We start from the raw sequence: 16,114 nt of genomic DNA, 5'->3' as shown, positions 1-16,114 counted from the left end.
TTGGCTTCGATGCCGCCTTTTCCCCTCACCCTCTCCCCAGAGGAGCGAGGGGATCGATCGCGTCCAATTTTGCGATCGGTTTGCAGGCTGTCCCCATTACTTTCTGCGCAACAATCTTAACGCATTCGCCGTCACCAGCACCGTTGCTCCCGTATCTGCCAGCACAGCCAGCCACAGGCCGGTTATTCCTAAAAGCGTGGTGACAAGGAAGATCCCTTTCAGCCCCAGCGCAATGGTGATGTTCTGGCGGATATTAGCGTGAGTGGCGCGTGCCAGTTCAATCATTTGCACCAGGCCGCGCAGGTGGTTATGGGTTAATGCTGCGTCGGCGGTTTCCAGCGCCACGTCTGTGCCACTGCCCATTGCAATCCCAATAGCTGCTGCTTTCATTGCTGGCGCGTCGTTAATACCGTCACCGACCATCGCCAGCGGCGCGTGTTGGTTCAGCTCGGTCACCGCTTTGACTTTATCTTCCGGCAATAGGCCCGCTTTAAACTCCAGCCCCAACTCCCCGGCAATTGCCGCCGCTGCGCGTGGATTATCGCCGGTGAGGATCACCCCTTTGACGCCCAGCGCGTTCAGTTCACTGATGGCAGTTGCAGCATCGGCGCGCAGGGTATCCTGCAATGCAATGACACCCAGCACGTCATCGTTACGCACTACCAGCACTACCGTTTGCCCGGCGCTTTCCAGTTCGTTAATCAAACCGGCAAATGCCTCGGCTGGATGTTTCCCGGCAGCGCATATCAACACGCGCTCACCGTTAACCAGTGCTTCAATGCCAGAGCCGACCAGCGCCCGCTGTGACTGGGCGGCGGGAATGGCGAGTGCAGCAACCTGTGCTTCACGAATGATGGCTTGCGCCAGTGGATGCGTTGCGCCTTGCTCGACCGCCGCCGCCAGCGCCAGCAGTTCAGATTCGCTAACGCCCGTTGCCGGATGAATCGCAGTAACGCGCGGTTTACCGACGGTCAGCGTACCGGTTTTATCAAATGCGACCTGGGTGACACGACCTAACTGCTCCAGCGCCGCACCACCTTTAATTAACGCTCCACGACGTGCCGCTGCTGCCAGTCCGGAGGTAATCGCCGCAGGCGTGGAGATAACTAACGCACACGGGCAACCAATCAGCAGCAGCGTCAGGCCTTTATAAATCCACTCCTGCCAGCTTGCGGCAAATAGCAGCGGTGGCACCAGCGTCACCAGCAGAGCGACGGCCATAATCGCGGGCGTATAGATACGGCTAAAACGGTCGATAAATCGCTCAATGGGTGCGCGGCGTTCTTCAGCCTCTTCGATCAGCTTCAGAATGCGGTCAATGGCGCTGGCACCCGGTTCTGACAGCACTTCCAGCGTCACCAGACGGTCTACGCTGGTGGCGCCTGCAGGAACTTTATCGCCCGTTGCGCGCTCCACCGGAATGGATTCGCCGGTCAGGGCGCTTTCATCAAAACTGGCAAACGGTGAGAGCAGTTTACCGTCGGCAGGCAAACGCCCACCTGCCGCAACTTCAATCACATCGCCAGGGCGCAGGCTATTGATCGCCACTTCTTCCCGCTCACCGTTACGCAGGCGCGTGGCGGTTTCTGGCTTCAGCGCCATTAACGCGCTGACCCCTTGACGTGCGCGGCTGGCGGCCCAGCCTTCCAGTCGTTCGCCGATCAAAAACAGCAGCAACACCATCGCAGCTTCTGCCGTTGCGCCAATAAACAGCGCGCCAATGGCGGCTACGCTCATTAAGGTTTCAATGGCGAAGTAGCTGCCGGATTTGATCAGCCGTAATGCCTGACGAGCAATCGGGTACAGACCAACCAGCGTGGTCGCGATAAACGCCAGTTGACCGAACGGATGATTAAATTGCTCCAGCCCCCAACTGATTACCATCATCACAATAAGCGTAATCAGCGGCAGATTCTCTTTCAGGCGTGATTCTTGTGGTTCGTCGGTGGCCTGTTCATCGCGCAGGGAATAGCCTGCTTTTTGCACCGCCGATTCAACTTGCGCACGGATGTCATTGTCGGCATCCACCACCAGTTTTTCGGTGGCGAACAACACCTGCACCTGATTCACACCTGCAAGCTGGCGCACGGCATTTTCCACTTTGCGTGCGCAGGCGGCACAGTCCATGCCGCTGACTTTCCAGCTATAGCGGGTGCCGGAGACGTTTTCAGAGAGTGTTGGCGTGCTGGAACATGCGCCGTCGCAGCAACAGTCGTTGGCATTCTGTGCCGGGGTTAGCGGTTTGAACGCGGCAAATTGAGGGACTTTTTTGCCGTGATTGTCGGGAGTCGACATGGCATCCTCCGGTTAAGTTTTTTCTCATTAACCGAAGGATACACTCTGGAGTCGACTCCAGAGTCAAGTTTTATCAGAGATACAGCGAGCGGACGATGAGGAAGTGACCGGCAAAGTAGCAAGCCGCAGCAATAGCGTTATCCGCACGGAAGCGGCGGCGATAGTGGCTACCCAGCCAGACAAAGTTACTGATAAACAGCAACGAAGCGCCCATAAAGGCCGAGAGTGCCGGAGCCGTCGGGCGGAAGAACCACAATTCACCTGCCAGCCACACCATCACCAGCGTCATACCGATAAAAGTACAGACAGGCCAACGGAACTCCTCCAGACGCGTCCAGATAATGGCCAGCAATAGCGCGCCCAGAACCAGCAGTACCAGTGGCAGAGGCCAGAAGAAAGAGAGCGTCATCTGGCTGGCGAAATAGATGGTGTACAACAGGTGTGAGAGGAAAAATGCGCCGATAGCGTACATCAGACGCTGACGTGGCAATAGCGTTAGCGCATCGCCCAGCAGTGAGGCACACAGCCCCGCCAGCACAAGATAGCTAATAGCGTCGAACATCGGCGCTTGCCACGCCAGCAATAGCAGGAGAAGAAGGGTTAACGGTTTAAATACCCAGCGTTGCCAGGTTGGCCCACGGTACGATGCATCCACAGATAGCCATGCGGAAAGACAGACAGCGATAAACGACCAAAGCATCTTAGTTCCTTGAATTCGTTATTTTTTCGTAAGCGGAATGCCTACGGTCTTGCTATTCAGTTTAGTGGCGAGGATGGACGGATGACAACACCATAACTGGCAGGGTATGCTTATTTCCGCATTTTCCGATGAGGGATAAAGATGAGCAAACCACCTCTTTTCTTTATTGTTATCATTGGCTTAATTATCGTCGCCGCATCGTTTCGTTTTATGCAACAGCGGCGGGAAAAAGCTGATAATGATATGGCACCGCTCCAGCAAAAGCTGGTGGTGGTGAGTAACAAGCGGGAAAAACCGATTAACGATCGACGTTCGCGCCAGCAGGAAGTGACTCCGGCAGGCACCAGTATGCGCTATGAGGCGAGCTTCAAACCGCAAAGCGGCGGACTGGAGCAGACGTTCCGCCTCGACGCCCAGCAGTACCATGCCCTGACAGTGGGCGATAAAGGTACACTGAGCTATAAAGGAACGCGCTTTGTCAGCTTTGTTGGCGACAAATAAGATTATTTTTTAACTTTAAATTTCTTCTGCCAGACCAGCAGTTCAAACACGCCGAAAAGGAAAATACGCACCTTTTCGGCGGTGGTCATCTGCGGGCCATCTTTCGGCAAGGTCGATTTTAACAGCGCCAGTTGCATACCATGCATCAGCACGGTAAAAATCAGCGCCACGTTAACGAAAATATTCAGCGGGCGTGGGAATGGTTGAAAAAGATTGAGGATCAAAAATCCCCAAACGCAGAGCATTAACAAACGTCCAATATTAATCAGCATCACTTTCTCCTTGTGTTTCACGCTGATACAGCCGATAAGCGACCTGACCAGCCACTTTTTCGCGATATAACGACCAGTTGGCAGGAACGGCGGGCAGGCCATTTTCTACTTCACTTTCAACATATACCCAGGCTTCATCAGCCAGCCAACCGTTGTTTTCCAGTAAATTAATGGTTTCTTCCAGCAAGCCACGGCGGAACGGAGGGTCAACAAACACAATATTATGCGGCGTTCCTTTTTGCATTAGAAAAGACATCGCATTGGTGTTCACGACTCGCGCATTGCCTGCTTTCAGCGTCGCGAGATTCTTGGTTAATTGCTGAGATACCGCGCGATCCATCTCAACCAGCGTAGCTTCCGCAGCGTAGCGTGACAAGGCTTCCAGCCCCAGCGCACCGCTACCTGCGAAGCAGTCCAGGCATTGCGCATCAACAATGACCGGCGCCAGCCAGTTAAACAGCGTTTCGCGCACGCGATCGGTGGTAGGACGTAGACCTGGGCTATCAGGAACCGGGAGTTTACGGCCTCGCCACTGCCCACCAATAATGCGGATTTGACCGCTGCCGGAATGATTCGGTTTTTTCATGGTAAATTGCTCAATCCGCCAGATAACACATACTTGCAGGCGGTGATGTGGATTAAGTTAAGTGGTAGACTATTTCATCATTTTTTTAGCTGCTATGTACATAGCGTTAACGCTGTGCCATGAAGCAACAGCGAGGAGTGTAGTCGCAGATGGCGAAAGAAAAAAAACGTGGCTTTTTTTCCTGGCTGGGCTTTGGTCAAAAAGAGCAGACCCCGGAAAAAGAGACAGAAACCCAAAACGAACAACCGGTTGTAGAAGAAATCGTCCAGGCGCAAGAGCCTGCGAAAGTTGCTGAACAACCCGTTGAAGAACAGCCGCAGGCGCATACTGAAGCTGAGGCGGAAACTTTTGCTGCCGACGTTGTGGAAGTCACTGAACAGGTTGTTGAAAGTGAAAAAGCGCAACCTGAAGCGGTTGTCGAGCCGGAAGTTATTGCAGAACCGGAGCCGATAGTTGAAGAAACGCCAGCGTCGGTAGTTGAACCTGAAGTCACGCCAGAGCCAGTGGCTATCGAGCGTGAAGAGCTGCCGCTGCCAGAAGACGTTAAAGTCGAAGAAGTTTCGCCAGAAGAGTGGCAGGCCGAAGCGGAAACCGTGGAGATTGTCGAAGCGGCGGAAGAACAAGCAGCGAAAGAAGAAATCACCGACGAAGAGCTGGAAGCACAGGCGCTGGCCGCTGAAGCGGCAGAAGAGGCGGTGATGGTCGTTCCTCCGGCAGAAGAAGATCAGCCGGTGGAAGAGGTAGCCCAGGAGCAGGAAAAACCAACCAAAGAAGGTTTCTTCGCTCGCCTGAAACGCAGCCTGCTGAAAACTAAAGAAAACCTCGGTTCCGGATTTATCAGCCTGTTCCGTGGTAAAAAAATCGACGATGATCTGTTTGAAGAGCTGGAAGAGCAATTGCTCATCGCCGATGTGGGCGTGGAAACCACGCGCAAAATCATCACCAATCTGACTGAAGGCGCGACCCGCAAACAGCTTCGCGATGCTGAGGCGCTCTACGGTCTGCTGAAAGAAGAGATGGGTGAGATTCTGGCGAAGGTCGATGAACCGCTGAATGTCGAAGGTAAAACACCGTTCGTGATTCTGATGGTAGGCGTCAATGGCGTGGGTAAAACCACGACTATCGGTAAGCTGGCGCGTCAGTTTGAACAACAAGGTAAATCGGTCATGCTGGCGGCGGGCGATACTTTCCGTGCAGCAGCGGTTGAACAGCTTCAGGTCTGGGGTCAGCGCAACAATATTCCGGTGATTGCCCAGCATACCGGCGCGGATTCCGCCTCAGTTATCTTCGACGCTATTCAGGCCGCTAAGGCGCGTAATGTTGATGTCCTGATTGCCGATACAGCCGGACGCTTGCAGAACAAATCGCACCTGATGGAAGAGCTGAAGAAAATCGTCCGCGTGATGAAGAAACTCGACGTTGAAGCGCCGCATGAAGTTATGCTGACTATCGATGCCAGCACCGGGCAGAATGCGGTAAGCCAGGCCAAACTGTTCCATGAAGCCGTCGGCTTAACCGGCATCACGTTAACTAAACTGGACGGCACGGCGAAAGGCGGAGTAATTTTCTCGGTGGCTGACCAGTTTGGTATTCCTATTCGCTATATTGGTGTCGGCGAACGTATTGAGGATTTGCGTCCGTTTAAGGCGGACGACTTTATAGAGGCACTTTTTGCCCGAGAGGATTAACAATGATTCGCTTTGAACATGTCAGCAAGGCTTATCTCGGTGGGAGACAGGCGCTGCAGGGCGTTACGTTCCATATGCAGCCGGGTGAGATGGCGTTTCTGACCGGTCATTCCGGTGCAGGGAAAAGTACCCTCCTGAAGCTGATCTGTGGGATTGAGCGGCCCAGCGCCGGGAAAATCTGGTTTAGCGGCCATGACATCACGCGTCTGAAAAACCGTGAAGTTCCGTTTCTGCGCCGCCAGATTGGCATGATTTTCCAGGATCACCATCTACTGATGGATCGTACTGTCTACGATAATGTGGCGATCCCGTTGATTATCGCCGGTGCCAGCGGTGACGATATTCGTCGTCGTGTATCGGCGGCGCTGGATAAAGTCGGGCTACTGGACAAAGCGAAGAACTTTCCGATTCAGCTTTCTGGCGGTGAACAACAACGCGTTGGCATTGCCCGCGCGGTGGTTAACAAACCAGCGGTACTGCTGGCGGACGAACCGACCGGTAACCTTGACGACGCGCTGTCGGAAGGAATTTTACGCCTGTTTGAAGAGTTTAACCGCGTTGGGGTAACGGTATTGATGGCAACGCACGACATCAACCTGATTTCGCGGCGTTCCTATCGTATGCTCACCCTGAGCGATGGTCACTTGCATGGAGGCGTGGGCCATGAATAAGCGCGATGCAATCAATCATATCCGGCAGTTTGGCGGACGTCTGGATCGCTTCCGTAAATCGGTCGGCGGCTCAGGCGACGGTGGTCGTAACGCGCCGAAACGCCCGAAATCCTCGCCAAAACCGGTAAATCGCAAAACTAACGTTTTCAACGAACAGGTGCGTTATGCGTTCCACGGCGCTTTGCAGGATCTCAAAAGCAAACCGTTCGCTACGTTTTTAACGGTGATGGTCATCGCCATTTCCCTGACGCTGCCAAGCGTCTGCTACATGGTGTACAAAAACGTTAACCAGGCGGCGACGCAGTATTATCCCTCACCGCAAATCACCGTTTATCTGCAAAAAACGCTGGACGATGACGCAGCAGCGGGTGTGGTGGCACAGTTACAGGCCGAACAGGGCGTGGAGAAAGTGAACTATCTTTCTCGTGAGGACGCGTTGGGCGAGTTCCGTAACTGGTCTGGTTTTGGCGGCGCGCTGGACATGCTGGAGGAAAACCCGCTTCCGGCTGTGGCGGTGGTGATCCCAAAACTCGATTTTCAGGGGACGGAGTCGCTGAATACGTTGCGTGATCGCATCACGCAAATTAACGGCATCGATGAAGTACGAATGGACGATAGCTGGTTTGCCCGTCTGACCGCACTGACTGGGCTGGTAGGGCGTGTTTCGGCGATGATCGGCGTGCTGATGGTGGCGGCAGTGTTCCTGGTTATCGGCAACAGCGTGCGTCTGAGCATATTTGCCCGCCGCGACTCCATCAACGTGCAGAAACTGATTGGCGCGACGGATGGTTTCATACTTCGCCCGTTCCTGTATGGTGGCGCGCTGCTGGGATTTTCGGGCGCATTACTGTCATTAATTTTGTCAGAAATTCTGGTGCTGCGTTTGTCATCGGCGGTTGCGGAAGTGGCGCAGGTATTCGGAACGAAGTTTGATATCAATGGGTTATCGTTCGATGAATGCCTGCTGCTGCTGCTGGTGTGTTCGATGATTGGCTGGGTGGCAGCATGGCTTGCCACGGTACAACATTTACGGCACTTTACGCCGGAATAATAAAATCGTGTTATACTCTTTCCCTGCAATGGGTTCCGTAGCAGGGAAAGAGACCCCGTTGTCTCTTCCCGGTATTTCATCTCTATGTCACATTTTGTGCGTAATTTATTCACAAGACAGCATTGAACTTGTGGATAAAATCACGGTCTGATAAAACTGTGAATGATAATCTCGTTGCTCTTAAGCTCTGGCACAGTTGTTGCTACCACTGAAGCGCCAGAAGATATCGATTGAGAGGATTTGAATGACTGACAAAATGCAAAGTTTAGCTTTAGCCCCTGTTGGCAACCTGGATTCCTACATCCGGGCAGCTAACGCGTGGCCGATGTTGTCGGCTGACGAGGAGCGGGCGCTGGCTGAAAAGCTGCATTACCATGGCGATCTGGAAGCAGCTAAAACGCTGATCCTGTCTCACCTGCGGTTTGTTGTTCATATTGCTCGTAATTATGCGGGCTATGGCCTGCCACAGGCGGATTTGATTCAGGAAGGTAACATCGGCCTGATGAAAGCAGTGCGCCGTTTCAACCCGGAAGTGGGTGTGCGCCTGGTCTCCTTCGCCGTTCACTGGATCAAAGCAGAGATCCACGAATACGTTCTGCGTAACTGGCGTATCGTCAAAGTTGCGACCACCAAAGCGCAGCGCAAACTGTTCTTCAACCTGCGTAAAACCAAGCAGCGTCTGGGCTGGTTTAACCAGGATGAAGTCGAAATGGTGGCCCGAGAACTGGGCGTAACCAGCAAAGACGTCCGTGAGATGGAATCGCGTATGGCGGCACAGGACATGACTTTTGACATGTCTTCCGACGACGATTCAGACAGCCAGCCGATGGCTCCGGTGCTTTATTTGCAGGATAAATCATCTAACTTTGCCGACGGCATTGAAGATGATAACTGGGAAGAGCAGGCGGCAAACCGTCTGACCGACGCGATGCAGGGTCTGGACGAGCGTAGCCAGGATATCATCCGCGCGCGCTGGCTGGACGAAGATAACAAATCTACGTTGCAGGAACTGGCTGACCGTTACGGCGTTTCCGCTGAACGTGTACGTCAGCTGGAAAAGAACGCGATGAAAAAACTTCGCGCTGCCATTGAAGCGTAATTTCCGCTATTAAGCAGAGAACCCTGGATGAGAGTCCGGGGTTTTTGTTTTTTGGGCCTCTACAATAATCAATTCCCCCCTCCGGCAAAACGCCAATCCCCACGCAGATTGTTAATAAACTGTCAAAATAGCTATTCCAATATCATAAAAATCGGGTATGTTTTAGCAGAGTATGCTGCTAAAGCACGGGTAGTCATGCATAAAACGAAATAAAGTGCTGAACAACAACATCACAACACACGTAATAACCAGAAGAATGGGGATTCTCAGGATGAACATAAAGGGTAAAGCGTTACTGGCAGGATGTATCGCGCTGGCATTCAGCAATATGGCTCTGGCAGAAGATATTAAAGTCGCCGTCGTGGGCGCAATGTCTGGTCCGGTGGCACAGTATGGTGACCAGGAGTTTACTGGCGCAGAACAGGCGGTTGCGGATATCAACGCCAAAGGCGGCGTTAAAGGCAACAAACTGCAAATCGTAAAATATGACGATGCCTGTGACCCGAAACAGGCCGTAGCCGTGGCGAACAAAGTGGTTAACGACGGCATTAAATATGTCATTGGTCACCTCTGTTCTTCATCAACACAGCCAGCGTCTGACATTTATGAAGACGAAGGCATTTTAATGATCACCCCAGCGGCAACCGCGCCAGAGCTGACTGCCCGTGGCTATCAGCTGATCCTGCGCACCACCGGTCTGGATTCCGACCAGGGGCCGACGGCGGCAAAATATATTCTTGAGAAAGTGAAACCGCAGCGTATTGCTATCGTTCACGACAAACAACAGTACGGCGAAGGTCTGGCGCGTGCGGTGCAGGACGGCCTGAAGAAAGGCAATGCTAACGTAGTGTTCTTTGATGGCATCACCGCCGGGGAAAAAGATTTCTCGACGCTGGTGGCACGCCTGAAGAAAGAGAATATCGACTTCGTTTACTACGGCGGTTATCACCCGGGAATGGGGGAGATCCTGCGTCAGGCGCGCGCGGCGGGGCTGAAAACTCAGTTTATGGGGCCGGAAGGTGTGGCTAACGTCTCGCTGTCTAATATCGCGGGCGAGTCAGCGGAAGGACTGCTGGTGACCAAGCCGAAGAACTACGATCAGGTTCCGGCGAACAAACCGATTGTTGACGCGATCAAAGCGAAAAAACAGGATCCAAGCGGCGCATTCGTCTGGACCACCTACGCCGCGCTGCAATCTTTGCAGGCGGGCCTGAATCAGTCTGACGATCCGGCTGAAATCGCCAAATACCTGAAAGCGAACTCGGTTGATACGGTGATGGGGCCACTGACCTGGGATGAGAAAGGTGACCTGAAAGGCTTTGAGTTCGGTGTGTTTGACTGGCACGCCAACGGCACGGCGACCGATGCGAAGTAACAGATAGATAAATGAAAATGCCCGATGAGCTGAACCGCCATCGGGTTTTTTTGTGTTTGTCGAAATGGTTGTAGAAAGATTAAACAATCCAGGATATGCTTAATGTACGGTAGAATTCCGTACATATTTATAAGTAGCAGGAGAGTTTACATGTCTGCTGTTAAAAAGCAGCGTATCGATCTGCGTTTAACTGACGATGACAAAAGTCTAATTGAGGAAGCGGCGGCGATATCTAATCAGTCCGTCAGCCAATTTATGTTGAGTAGTGCCTCGCAGCGGGCTGCAGAAGTGATTGAACAGCATCGGCGAGTGATCCTTAATGAGGAGTCCTGGACGCGGGTGATGGATGCGCTGAGTAATCCGCCGTCACCAGGTGAAAAGTTAAAACGTGCGGCAAAACGTCTTCAGGGAATGTAATAATTTATGGATGATCTGACGATAGAGATTCTGACCGATGATGCAGATTATGATCTACAGCGATTCGACTGCGGCGAGGAAGCCTTAAATCTCTTTCTGACGACACATCTGGTTCGTCAGCATCGCAATAAAATTCTGCGAGCGTACATCCTTCGTGCCAACACGGCAGAACGTCAGGTCCTGGGATATTACACATTATCCGGCAGTTGTTTTGAACGAGCCGCATTGCCCTCGAAATCGAAACAGAAAAAAATTCCCTACAAAAATATTCCCAGCGTCACTCTTGGGCGTCTGGCAATTGATCGTTCAATACAGGGGCAGGGATGGGGAGCAACACTGGTTGCTCATGCCATGAAAGTCGTCTGGTCAGCCTCTTTAGCGGTAGGTATTCACGGTCTTTTTGTCGAGGCGCTGAATGAAAAAGCCCATACGTTTTATCAGTCGCTGGGCTTTATCCCGTTGGTCGGAGAAAACGAAAATGCGTTATTTTTCCCAACCAAATCCATAGAACTGCTTTTTACACAGAGTGATTAACGCTTCTCCCAACCGCCCTGCTGTGCCGTAAACCCCTGTGCTTGCATAAACGCTGTCATCACGCCGCGATCTTCCACGCCAGCATCCGCCATCCACCAGGATGAAACGCCGGGATTATCACGTAACACTTCTTCCAGCAGATATTGCCCTACGCCGCGTCGGCGGGTGACTTCCCGTACACGCAGGGAATCCATCGCTCCCTCGGTGCCGCTTAAGGTTACTCGCACGGCAGCGAGCAGGCGCTCGTTAAAACGCGCGGCGTAAATACGGTGGGAATCGTCAACCTGTAAAGAGGAAGGAGAATACTCCGGCCAGATCTTTTGCAGGTCAATCCGATCCTGGTCGCTAAAGTTTTCTAATCGAATGATGGTCAGCTTCATGGGGAACCCGTACAAATCACAAAAGTGGAACCAGTGTAGCGAAATAATTTAATCGGAGGCTTTCTCTTTTTTATTTCTTTTGGCAGGTGATTAATTTTTTTTCAGCAATAATTACAAATTAAAAACATTATAGAATGAAAATTGTCCAGCATAATCCCCTGAATGGTAGTGAATTATTCCGCCCTTTGTACCGTTATTTTATGCTGACAACGGCGCTTTTTTCTGTTTATCTATCAATTAATTCAGAATATTATCTGTTCTTAATCGACTGAAAAATATAGATTTTAATCGATATCATCACAAAAACTGCGCTAAACCCTTAATCGGACAGGCAAAAACAGCGCAGTATAAAAAAGAACAGTCTGATTTGTTAACACATAAAAAACAAAGCAACACAACATTACGAGTGGGGATTTTTGACTATGAAACGGAATGCGAAAACTATCATCGCAGGGATGATTGCACTGGCAATTTCACACACTGCTTTAGCCGACGATATTAAAGTTGCCGTTGTCGGCGCGATGTCCGGCCCGATTGCCCAGTGGGGTGATATGGAATTTAACGGCGCGCGTCAGGCGATTAAAGACATTAATGCCAAAGGGGGAATTAAGGGCGATAAGTTGGTTGGCGTGGAATATGACGACGCCTGCGACCCAAAACAAGCCGTTGCGGTCGCCAACAAAATCGTTAACGACGGCATTAAATACGTTATTGGCCATCTGTGTTCCTCTTCTACCCAACCTGCGTCAGATATCTATGAAGATGAAGGTATCCTGATGATCTCGCCGGGGGCGACTAACCCGGAGCTGACTCAACGCGGTTATCAACACATCATGCGTACTGCCGGGCTGGACTCTTCCCAGGGGCCAACGGCGGCAAAATACATTGTTGAGACGGTGAAGCCTCAGCGCATCGCCATCATTCACGACAAACAACAGTATGGCGAAGGGCTGGCGCGTTCGGTGCAGGACGGGCTGAAAGCGGCTAACGCCAACGTCGTCTTCTTCGACGGCATTACCGCTGGCGAGAAAGATTTCTCCGCGCTGATCGCCCGCCTGAAAAAAGAAAACATCGACTTTGTTTACTACGGTGGTTACTACCCGGAAATGGGGCAGATGCTGCGCCAGGCGCGTTCCGTTGGCCTGAATACTCAGTTTATGGGGCCGGAAGGTGTAGGTAATGCGTCGCTGTCGAACATTGCCGGCGATGCCGCCGAAGGCATGTTGGTCACCATGCCAAAACGCTATGACCAGGATCCGGTAAACAAAGGCATCGTTGATGCGCTGAAAGCGGACAAGAAAGATCCGTCCGGACCTTATGTCTGGATCACCTATGCGGCGGTGCAATCTCTGGCAACTGCCCTTGAGCGTACCAGCAGCGATGAGCCGCTGACACTGGTGAAAGATTTAAAAGCTAACGGTGCAAACACCGTGATTGGGCCGCTGAACTGGGATGAAAAAGGCGATCTGAAGGGATTTGATTTTGGTGTCTTCCAGTGGCACGCCGACGGTTCATCCACGGCAGCCAAGTGATCATCCCACCGTCCGTGAAATGCGGGCGGGTTTAGAAAGGTTACCTTATGTCTGAGCAGTTTTTGTATTTCTTGCAGCAGATGTTTAACGGCGTCACGCTGGGCAGTACCTACGCGCTGATAGCCATCGGCTACACCATGGTTTACGGCATTATCGGCATGATCAACTTCGCCCACGGCGAGGTTTACATGATTGGCAGCTACGTCTCCTTTATGATCATCGCTGCACTGATGATGATGGGCATTGATACCGGCTGGCTGCTGGTAGCGGCGGGATTTGTCGGCGCAATCGTCATTGCCAGCGCCTACGGCTGGAGTATCGAACGGGTGGCCTATCGCCCGGTACGTAACTCTAAGCGCCTGATTGCCCTCATTTCTGCAATCGGCATGTCCATCTTCCTGCAAAACTACGTCAGCCTGACCGAAGGTTCGCGCGACGTGGCGCTGCCCAGCCTGTTTAACGGTCAGTGGGTGGTGGGGCATAGCGAAAACTTCTCTGCCTCTATTACTACCATGCAGGCGGTGATCTGGATTGTTACCTTCCTCGCCATGCTGGCGCTGACGATTTTCATTCGCTATTCCCGCATGGGGCGCGCGTGTCGTGCCTGCGCGGAAGATCTGAAAATGGCGAGCCTGCTTGGCATCAACACCGACCGGGTGATTGCGCTGACTTTTGTGATTGGCGCGGCGATGGCGGCGGTGGCGGGCGTTCTGCTCGGTCAGTTCTACGGCGTGATTAACCCCTACATCGGCTTTATGGCCGGGATGAAAGCCTTTACCGCAGCGGTGCTCGGTGGGATTGGCAGTATTCCGGGGGCGATGATTGGCGGGGTGATTCTGGGGATTGCGGAGGCGCTCTCTTCGGCTTATTTGAGTACGGAATATAAAGATGTGGTCTCATTTGCCTTACTGATTCTGGTTCTGCTGGTGATGCCGACAGGTATTCTGGGTCGCCCGGAGGTAGAGAAAGTATGAAACCGATGCATATTGCAATGGCGCTGCTTTCTGCCGCTATGTTCTTTGTTCTGGCGGGCATCTTTATGGGCGTGCAACTGGAACTGGATGGCACCAAACTGGTGGTTGACAGTGCTTCGGACATCCGTTGGCAGTGGGTGTTTATTGGCACGGCGGTGGTCTTTTTCTTCCAGCTTGTGCGACCCGCTTTCCAGAAAGGGCTAAAAAGCGTTTCAGGGCCGAAGTTTATTCTGCCAGCGATTGATGGTTCCACGGTGAAGCAAAAGCTGTTCCTCGTGGCGCTGCTGGTGCTTGCGGTGGCATGGCCGTTTATGGTGTCACGTGGGACGGTGGATATTGCCACTCTGACCATGATCTACATTATCCTCGGCCTCGGGCTGAACGTGGTGGTAGGGCTTTCTGGTTTGCTGGTGCTCGGTTACGGCGGCTTTTACGCCATCGGCGCTTACACCTTTGCGCTGCTCAATCACTATTACGGCCTTGGCTTCTGGACTTGCCTGCCGATTGCCGGATTAATGGCAGCGGCGGCGGGCTTCCTGCTCGGCTTCCCGGTGCTGCGTTTGCGTGGTGATTATCTGGCGATCGTTACCCTCGGTTTCGGCGAAATTGTGCGCATATTGCTGCTCAATAACACCGAAATTACCGGTGGTCCGAACGGTATCAGCCAGATCCCTAAACCGACCTTCTTCGGCCTGGAGTTCAGCCGTACCGCCCGCGAAGGCGGCTGGGATACGTTCAGTAATTTCTTTGGCCTGAAATACGATCCCTCCGATCGCGTCATCTTCCTCTACCTGGTGGCCTTGCTGCTGGTAGTGTTCTCTTTGTTCGTCATTAACCGCCTGCTGCGGATGCCGCTGGGGCGTGCGTGGGAAGCGTTGCGTGAAGACGAGATCGCCTGCCGTTCGCTGGGCTTAAGCCCACGTCGTATCAAGCTGACCGCCTTTACCATCAGCGCCGCGTTTGCGGGTTTTGCCGGAACGCTGTTTGCGGCGCGTCAGGGCTTTGTCAGCCCGGAATCCTTCACCTTTGCCGAATCGGCATTTGTGCTGGCGATAGTGGTGCTCGGTGGCATAGGGTCGCAGTTCGCGGTGATCCTGGCGGCAATTTTGCTGGTGGTGTCGCGCGAGTTGATGCGTGATTTCAACGAATACAGCATGTTAATGCTCGGTGGTTTGATGGTGCTGATGATGATCTGGCGTCCGCAGGGCTTGCTGCCCATGACGCGCCCGCAACTCAAGCTGAAAAACGGCGCAGCGAAAGGAGAGCAGGCATGAATCAGCCATTATTATCTGTTAACGGCCTGATGATGCGCTTCGGCGGCCTGCTGGCGGTGAATAACGTCAATCTCGAACTGTACCCGCAGGAGATCGTCTCGTTAATCGGCCCTAACGGTGCCGGAAAAACCACGGTCTTTAACTGCCTGACCGGATTCTACAAACCCACTGGCGGCACCATTTTACTGCGCGATCAGCATCTGGAAGGTTTGGCGGGTCAGCAAATCGCCCGTATGGGGGTGGTGCGTACTTTTCAGCACGTGCGTCTGTTCCGCGAAATGACGGTAATTGAAAACCTGTTGGTGGCGCAGCATCAGCAACTGAAAACCGGGCTGTTCTCTGGCCTGTTGAAAACGCCTTCTTTCCGTCGTGCCCAAAGTGAGGCGCTCGATCGAGCCGCAACCTGGCTTGAGCGCATTGGTTTGCTGGAACACGCTAACCGTCAGGCGAGTAACCTGGCCTACGGTGACCAGCGTCGCCTGGAGATTGCCCGCTGCATGGTGACGCAGCCGGAGATTTTAATGCTCGACGAACCGGCGGCAGGTCTTAATCCGAAAGAGACCAAAGAGCTGGATGAGTTGATTGCCGAACTGCGTAACCATCACAACACCACTATCTTGTTGATTGAACACGATATGAAGCTGGTGATGGGGATTTCAGACAGAATTTACGTGGTCAATCAGGGGACGCCACTGGCAAACGGCACGCCGGAGCAGATCCGTAATAACCCGGACGTGATCCGTGCCTATTTAGGTGAGGCATAAG

17 protein-coding genes are annotated in these 16,114 nt (G+C 52.8%); 12 read left to right on the top strand and 5 right to left on the bottom strand.

Translation table 11 applies throughout. The features are described from left to right. Positions 1-96: 96 nt before the first annotated feature. Both zntA and LG381_RS02865 read right to left on the bottom strand, forming a co-directional pair. A complete protein-coding gene (gene zntA / locus LG381_RS02870) occupies positions 97-2,295 on the bottom strand; it encodes a Zn(II)/Cd(II)/Pb(II) translocating P-type ATPase ZntA (protein ID WP_222680863.1) in 2,199 nt (732 codons plus the stop codon). Positions 2,296-2,368: 73 nt separating this feature from the next. Next, positions 2,369-2,995, bottom strand: coding sequence for a lysoplasmalogenase (locus LG381_RS02865; RefSeq protein ID WP_000964714.1), 627 nt, complete (start codon positions 2,993-2,995; stop codon positions 2,369-2,371). A 141-nt stretch (positions 2,996-3,136) separates the two neighbouring features. On the opposite strand from LG381_RS02865, the gene LG381_RS02860 reads away from it, so the two are divergent. Continuing rightward, positions 3,137-3,496, top strand: coding sequence for a DUF2500 domain-containing protein (locus tag LG381_RS02860; protein WP_000042879.1), 360 nt, complete (start codon positions 3,137-3,139; stop codon positions 3,494-3,496). 2 nt (positions 3,497-3,498) lie between these two features. Here the strand turns inward: LG381_RS02860 and LG381_RS02855 are convergent, their stop codons facing one another. Together LG381_RS02855 and rsmD are read right to left on the bottom strand one after the other, a co-directional pair. Further along, positions 3,499-3,768: a DUF1145 family protein gene (locus LG381_RS02855; RefSeq protein ID WP_001517271.1), complete on the bottom strand. Its 270-nt coding sequence runs from the start codon at positions 3,766-3,768 to the stop codon at positions 3,499-3,501. Next, a complete protein-coding gene (gene rsmD / locus LG381_RS02850) occupies positions 3,758-4,354 on the bottom strand; it encodes a 16S rRNA (guanine(966)-N(2))-methyltransferase (protein WP_000743185.1) in 597 nt (198 codons plus the stop codon). Before rsmD ends, LG381_RS02855 begins: the two co-directional genes overlap by 11 nt. Positions 4,355-4,503: 149 nt before the next feature. On the opposite strand from rsmD, the gene ftsY reads away from it, so the two are divergent. From ftsY to ataT, 7 genes are all read left to right on the top strand, one after another. Next, on the top strand, positions 4,504-6,042 hold the full coding sequence (gene ftsY / locus LG381_RS02845; RefSeq protein WP_001040606.1) for a signal recognition particle-docking protein FtsY: 1,539 nt from the start codon (positions 4,504-4,506) through the stop codon (positions 6,040-6,042). 2 nt (positions 6,043-6,044) lie between these two features. Beyond that, positions 6,045-6,713 carry a cell division ATP-binding protein FtsE gene (ftsE, locus tag LG381_RS02840; protein ID WP_000617723.1) on the top strand — a complete coding sequence of 223 codons (669 nt, stop codon included), beginning with the start codon at positions 6,045-6,047 and terminating at the stop codon, positions 6,711-6,713. Continuing rightward, positions 6,706-7,764 carry a permease-like cell division protein FtsX gene (gene ftsX / locus LG381_RS02835; RefSeq protein WP_001042014.1) on the top strand — a complete coding sequence of 353 codons (1,059 nt, stop codon included), beginning with the start codon at positions 6,706-6,708 and terminating at the stop codon, positions 7,762-7,764. The genes ftsE and ftsX overlap by 8 nt, the downstream gene beginning before the upstream one ends. Before the next feature lie 244 nt (positions 7,765-8,008). Further along, positions 8,009-8,863, top strand: a complete 855-nt coding sequence (gene rpoH, locus LG381_RS02830) for an RNA polymerase sigma factor RpoH (RefSeq protein WP_000130220.1) — start codon at positions 8,009-8,011, stop codon at positions 8,861-8,863. Between the two features lie 271 nt (positions 8,864-9,134). Next, entirely contained in the window at positions 9,135-10,238 is a 1,104-nt protein-coding gene (gene livJ, locus LG381_RS02825) for a branched chain amino acid ABC transporter substrate-binding protein LivJ (protein ID WP_225761999.1), read from the top strand. A 150-nt stretch (positions 10,239-10,388) separates the two neighbouring features. Continuing rightward, on the top strand, positions 10,389-10,655 hold the full coding sequence (gene ataR, locus LG381_RS02820) for a type II toxin-antitoxin system antitoxin AtaR (RefSeq protein ID WP_225761998.1): 267 nt from the start codon (positions 10,389-10,391) through the stop codon (positions 10,653-10,655). Positions 10,656-10,661: 6 nt separating this feature from the next. Beyond that, positions 10,662-11,189, top strand: coding sequence for a type II toxin-antitoxin system toxin acetyltransferase AtaT (gene ataT / locus LG381_RS02815; RefSeq protein ID WP_032226690.1), 528 nt, complete (start codon positions 10,662-10,664; stop codon positions 11,187-11,189). On the opposite strand, the gene panM is transcribed toward ataT, so the two are convergent. Beyond that, positions 11,186-11,569, bottom strand: a complete 384-nt coding sequence (panM, locus tag LG381_RS02810) for an aspartate 1-decarboxylase autocleavage activator PanM (protein WP_000778811.1) — start codon at positions 11,567-11,569, stop codon at positions 11,186-11,188. The two genes, ataT and panM, sit on opposite strands and share 4 nt — an antisense overlap. A 422-nt stretch (positions 11,570-11,991) precedes the next feature. Here panM and livK point away from each other — a divergent pair, with 422 nt between their 5' ends. Genes livK through livG form a run of 4 tightly spaced genes read left to right on the top strand, consistent with a single transcriptional unit; the run spans position 11,992 to position 16,113 of the window. Then, complete coding sequence (gene livK / locus LG381_RS02805; RefSeq protein ID WP_225761997.1) at positions 11,992-13,101, top strand: high-affinity branched-chain amino acid ABC transporter substrate-binding protein LivK; 1,110 nt, start codon at positions 11,992-11,994, stop codon at positions 13,099-13,101. Positions 13,102-13,148: 47 nt separating this feature from the next. Continuing rightward, a complete protein-coding gene (gene livH / locus LG381_RS02800) occupies positions 13,149-14,075 on the top strand; it encodes a high-affinity branched-chain amino acid ABC transporter permease LivH (RefSeq protein ID WP_225761996.1) in 927 nt (308 codons plus the stop codon). Next, positions 14,072-15,349, top strand: a complete 1,278-nt coding sequence (gene livM / locus LG381_RS02795) for a branched chain amino acid ABC transporter permease LivM (RefSeq protein ID WP_225761995.1) — start codon at positions 14,072-14,074, stop codon at positions 15,347-15,349. The genes livH and livM overlap by 4 nt, the downstream gene beginning before the upstream one ends. Continuing rightward, positions 15,346-16,113, top strand: coding sequence for a high-affinity branched-chain amino acid ABC transporter ATP-binding protein LivG (gene livG / locus LG381_RS02790; RefSeq protein WP_001075509.1), 768 nt, complete (start codon positions 15,346-15,348; stop codon positions 16,111-16,113). Before livM ends, livG begins: the two co-directional genes overlap by 4 nt. The last annotated feature ends 1 nt before the right edge of the window (position 16,114 follow it).

It is taken from the genome of Escherichia sp. Marseille-Q3837 (genome assembly GCF_916618735.1).
In the GTDB taxonomy this organism is placed as follows: Bacteria; Pseudomonadota; Gammaproteobacteria; order Enterobacterales; family Enterobacteriaceae; genus Escherichia; species Escherichia ruysiae.
Note: the sequence above shows the minus strand (reverse complement) of the source record. Positions and strands in the feature narration are given on the sequence as shown.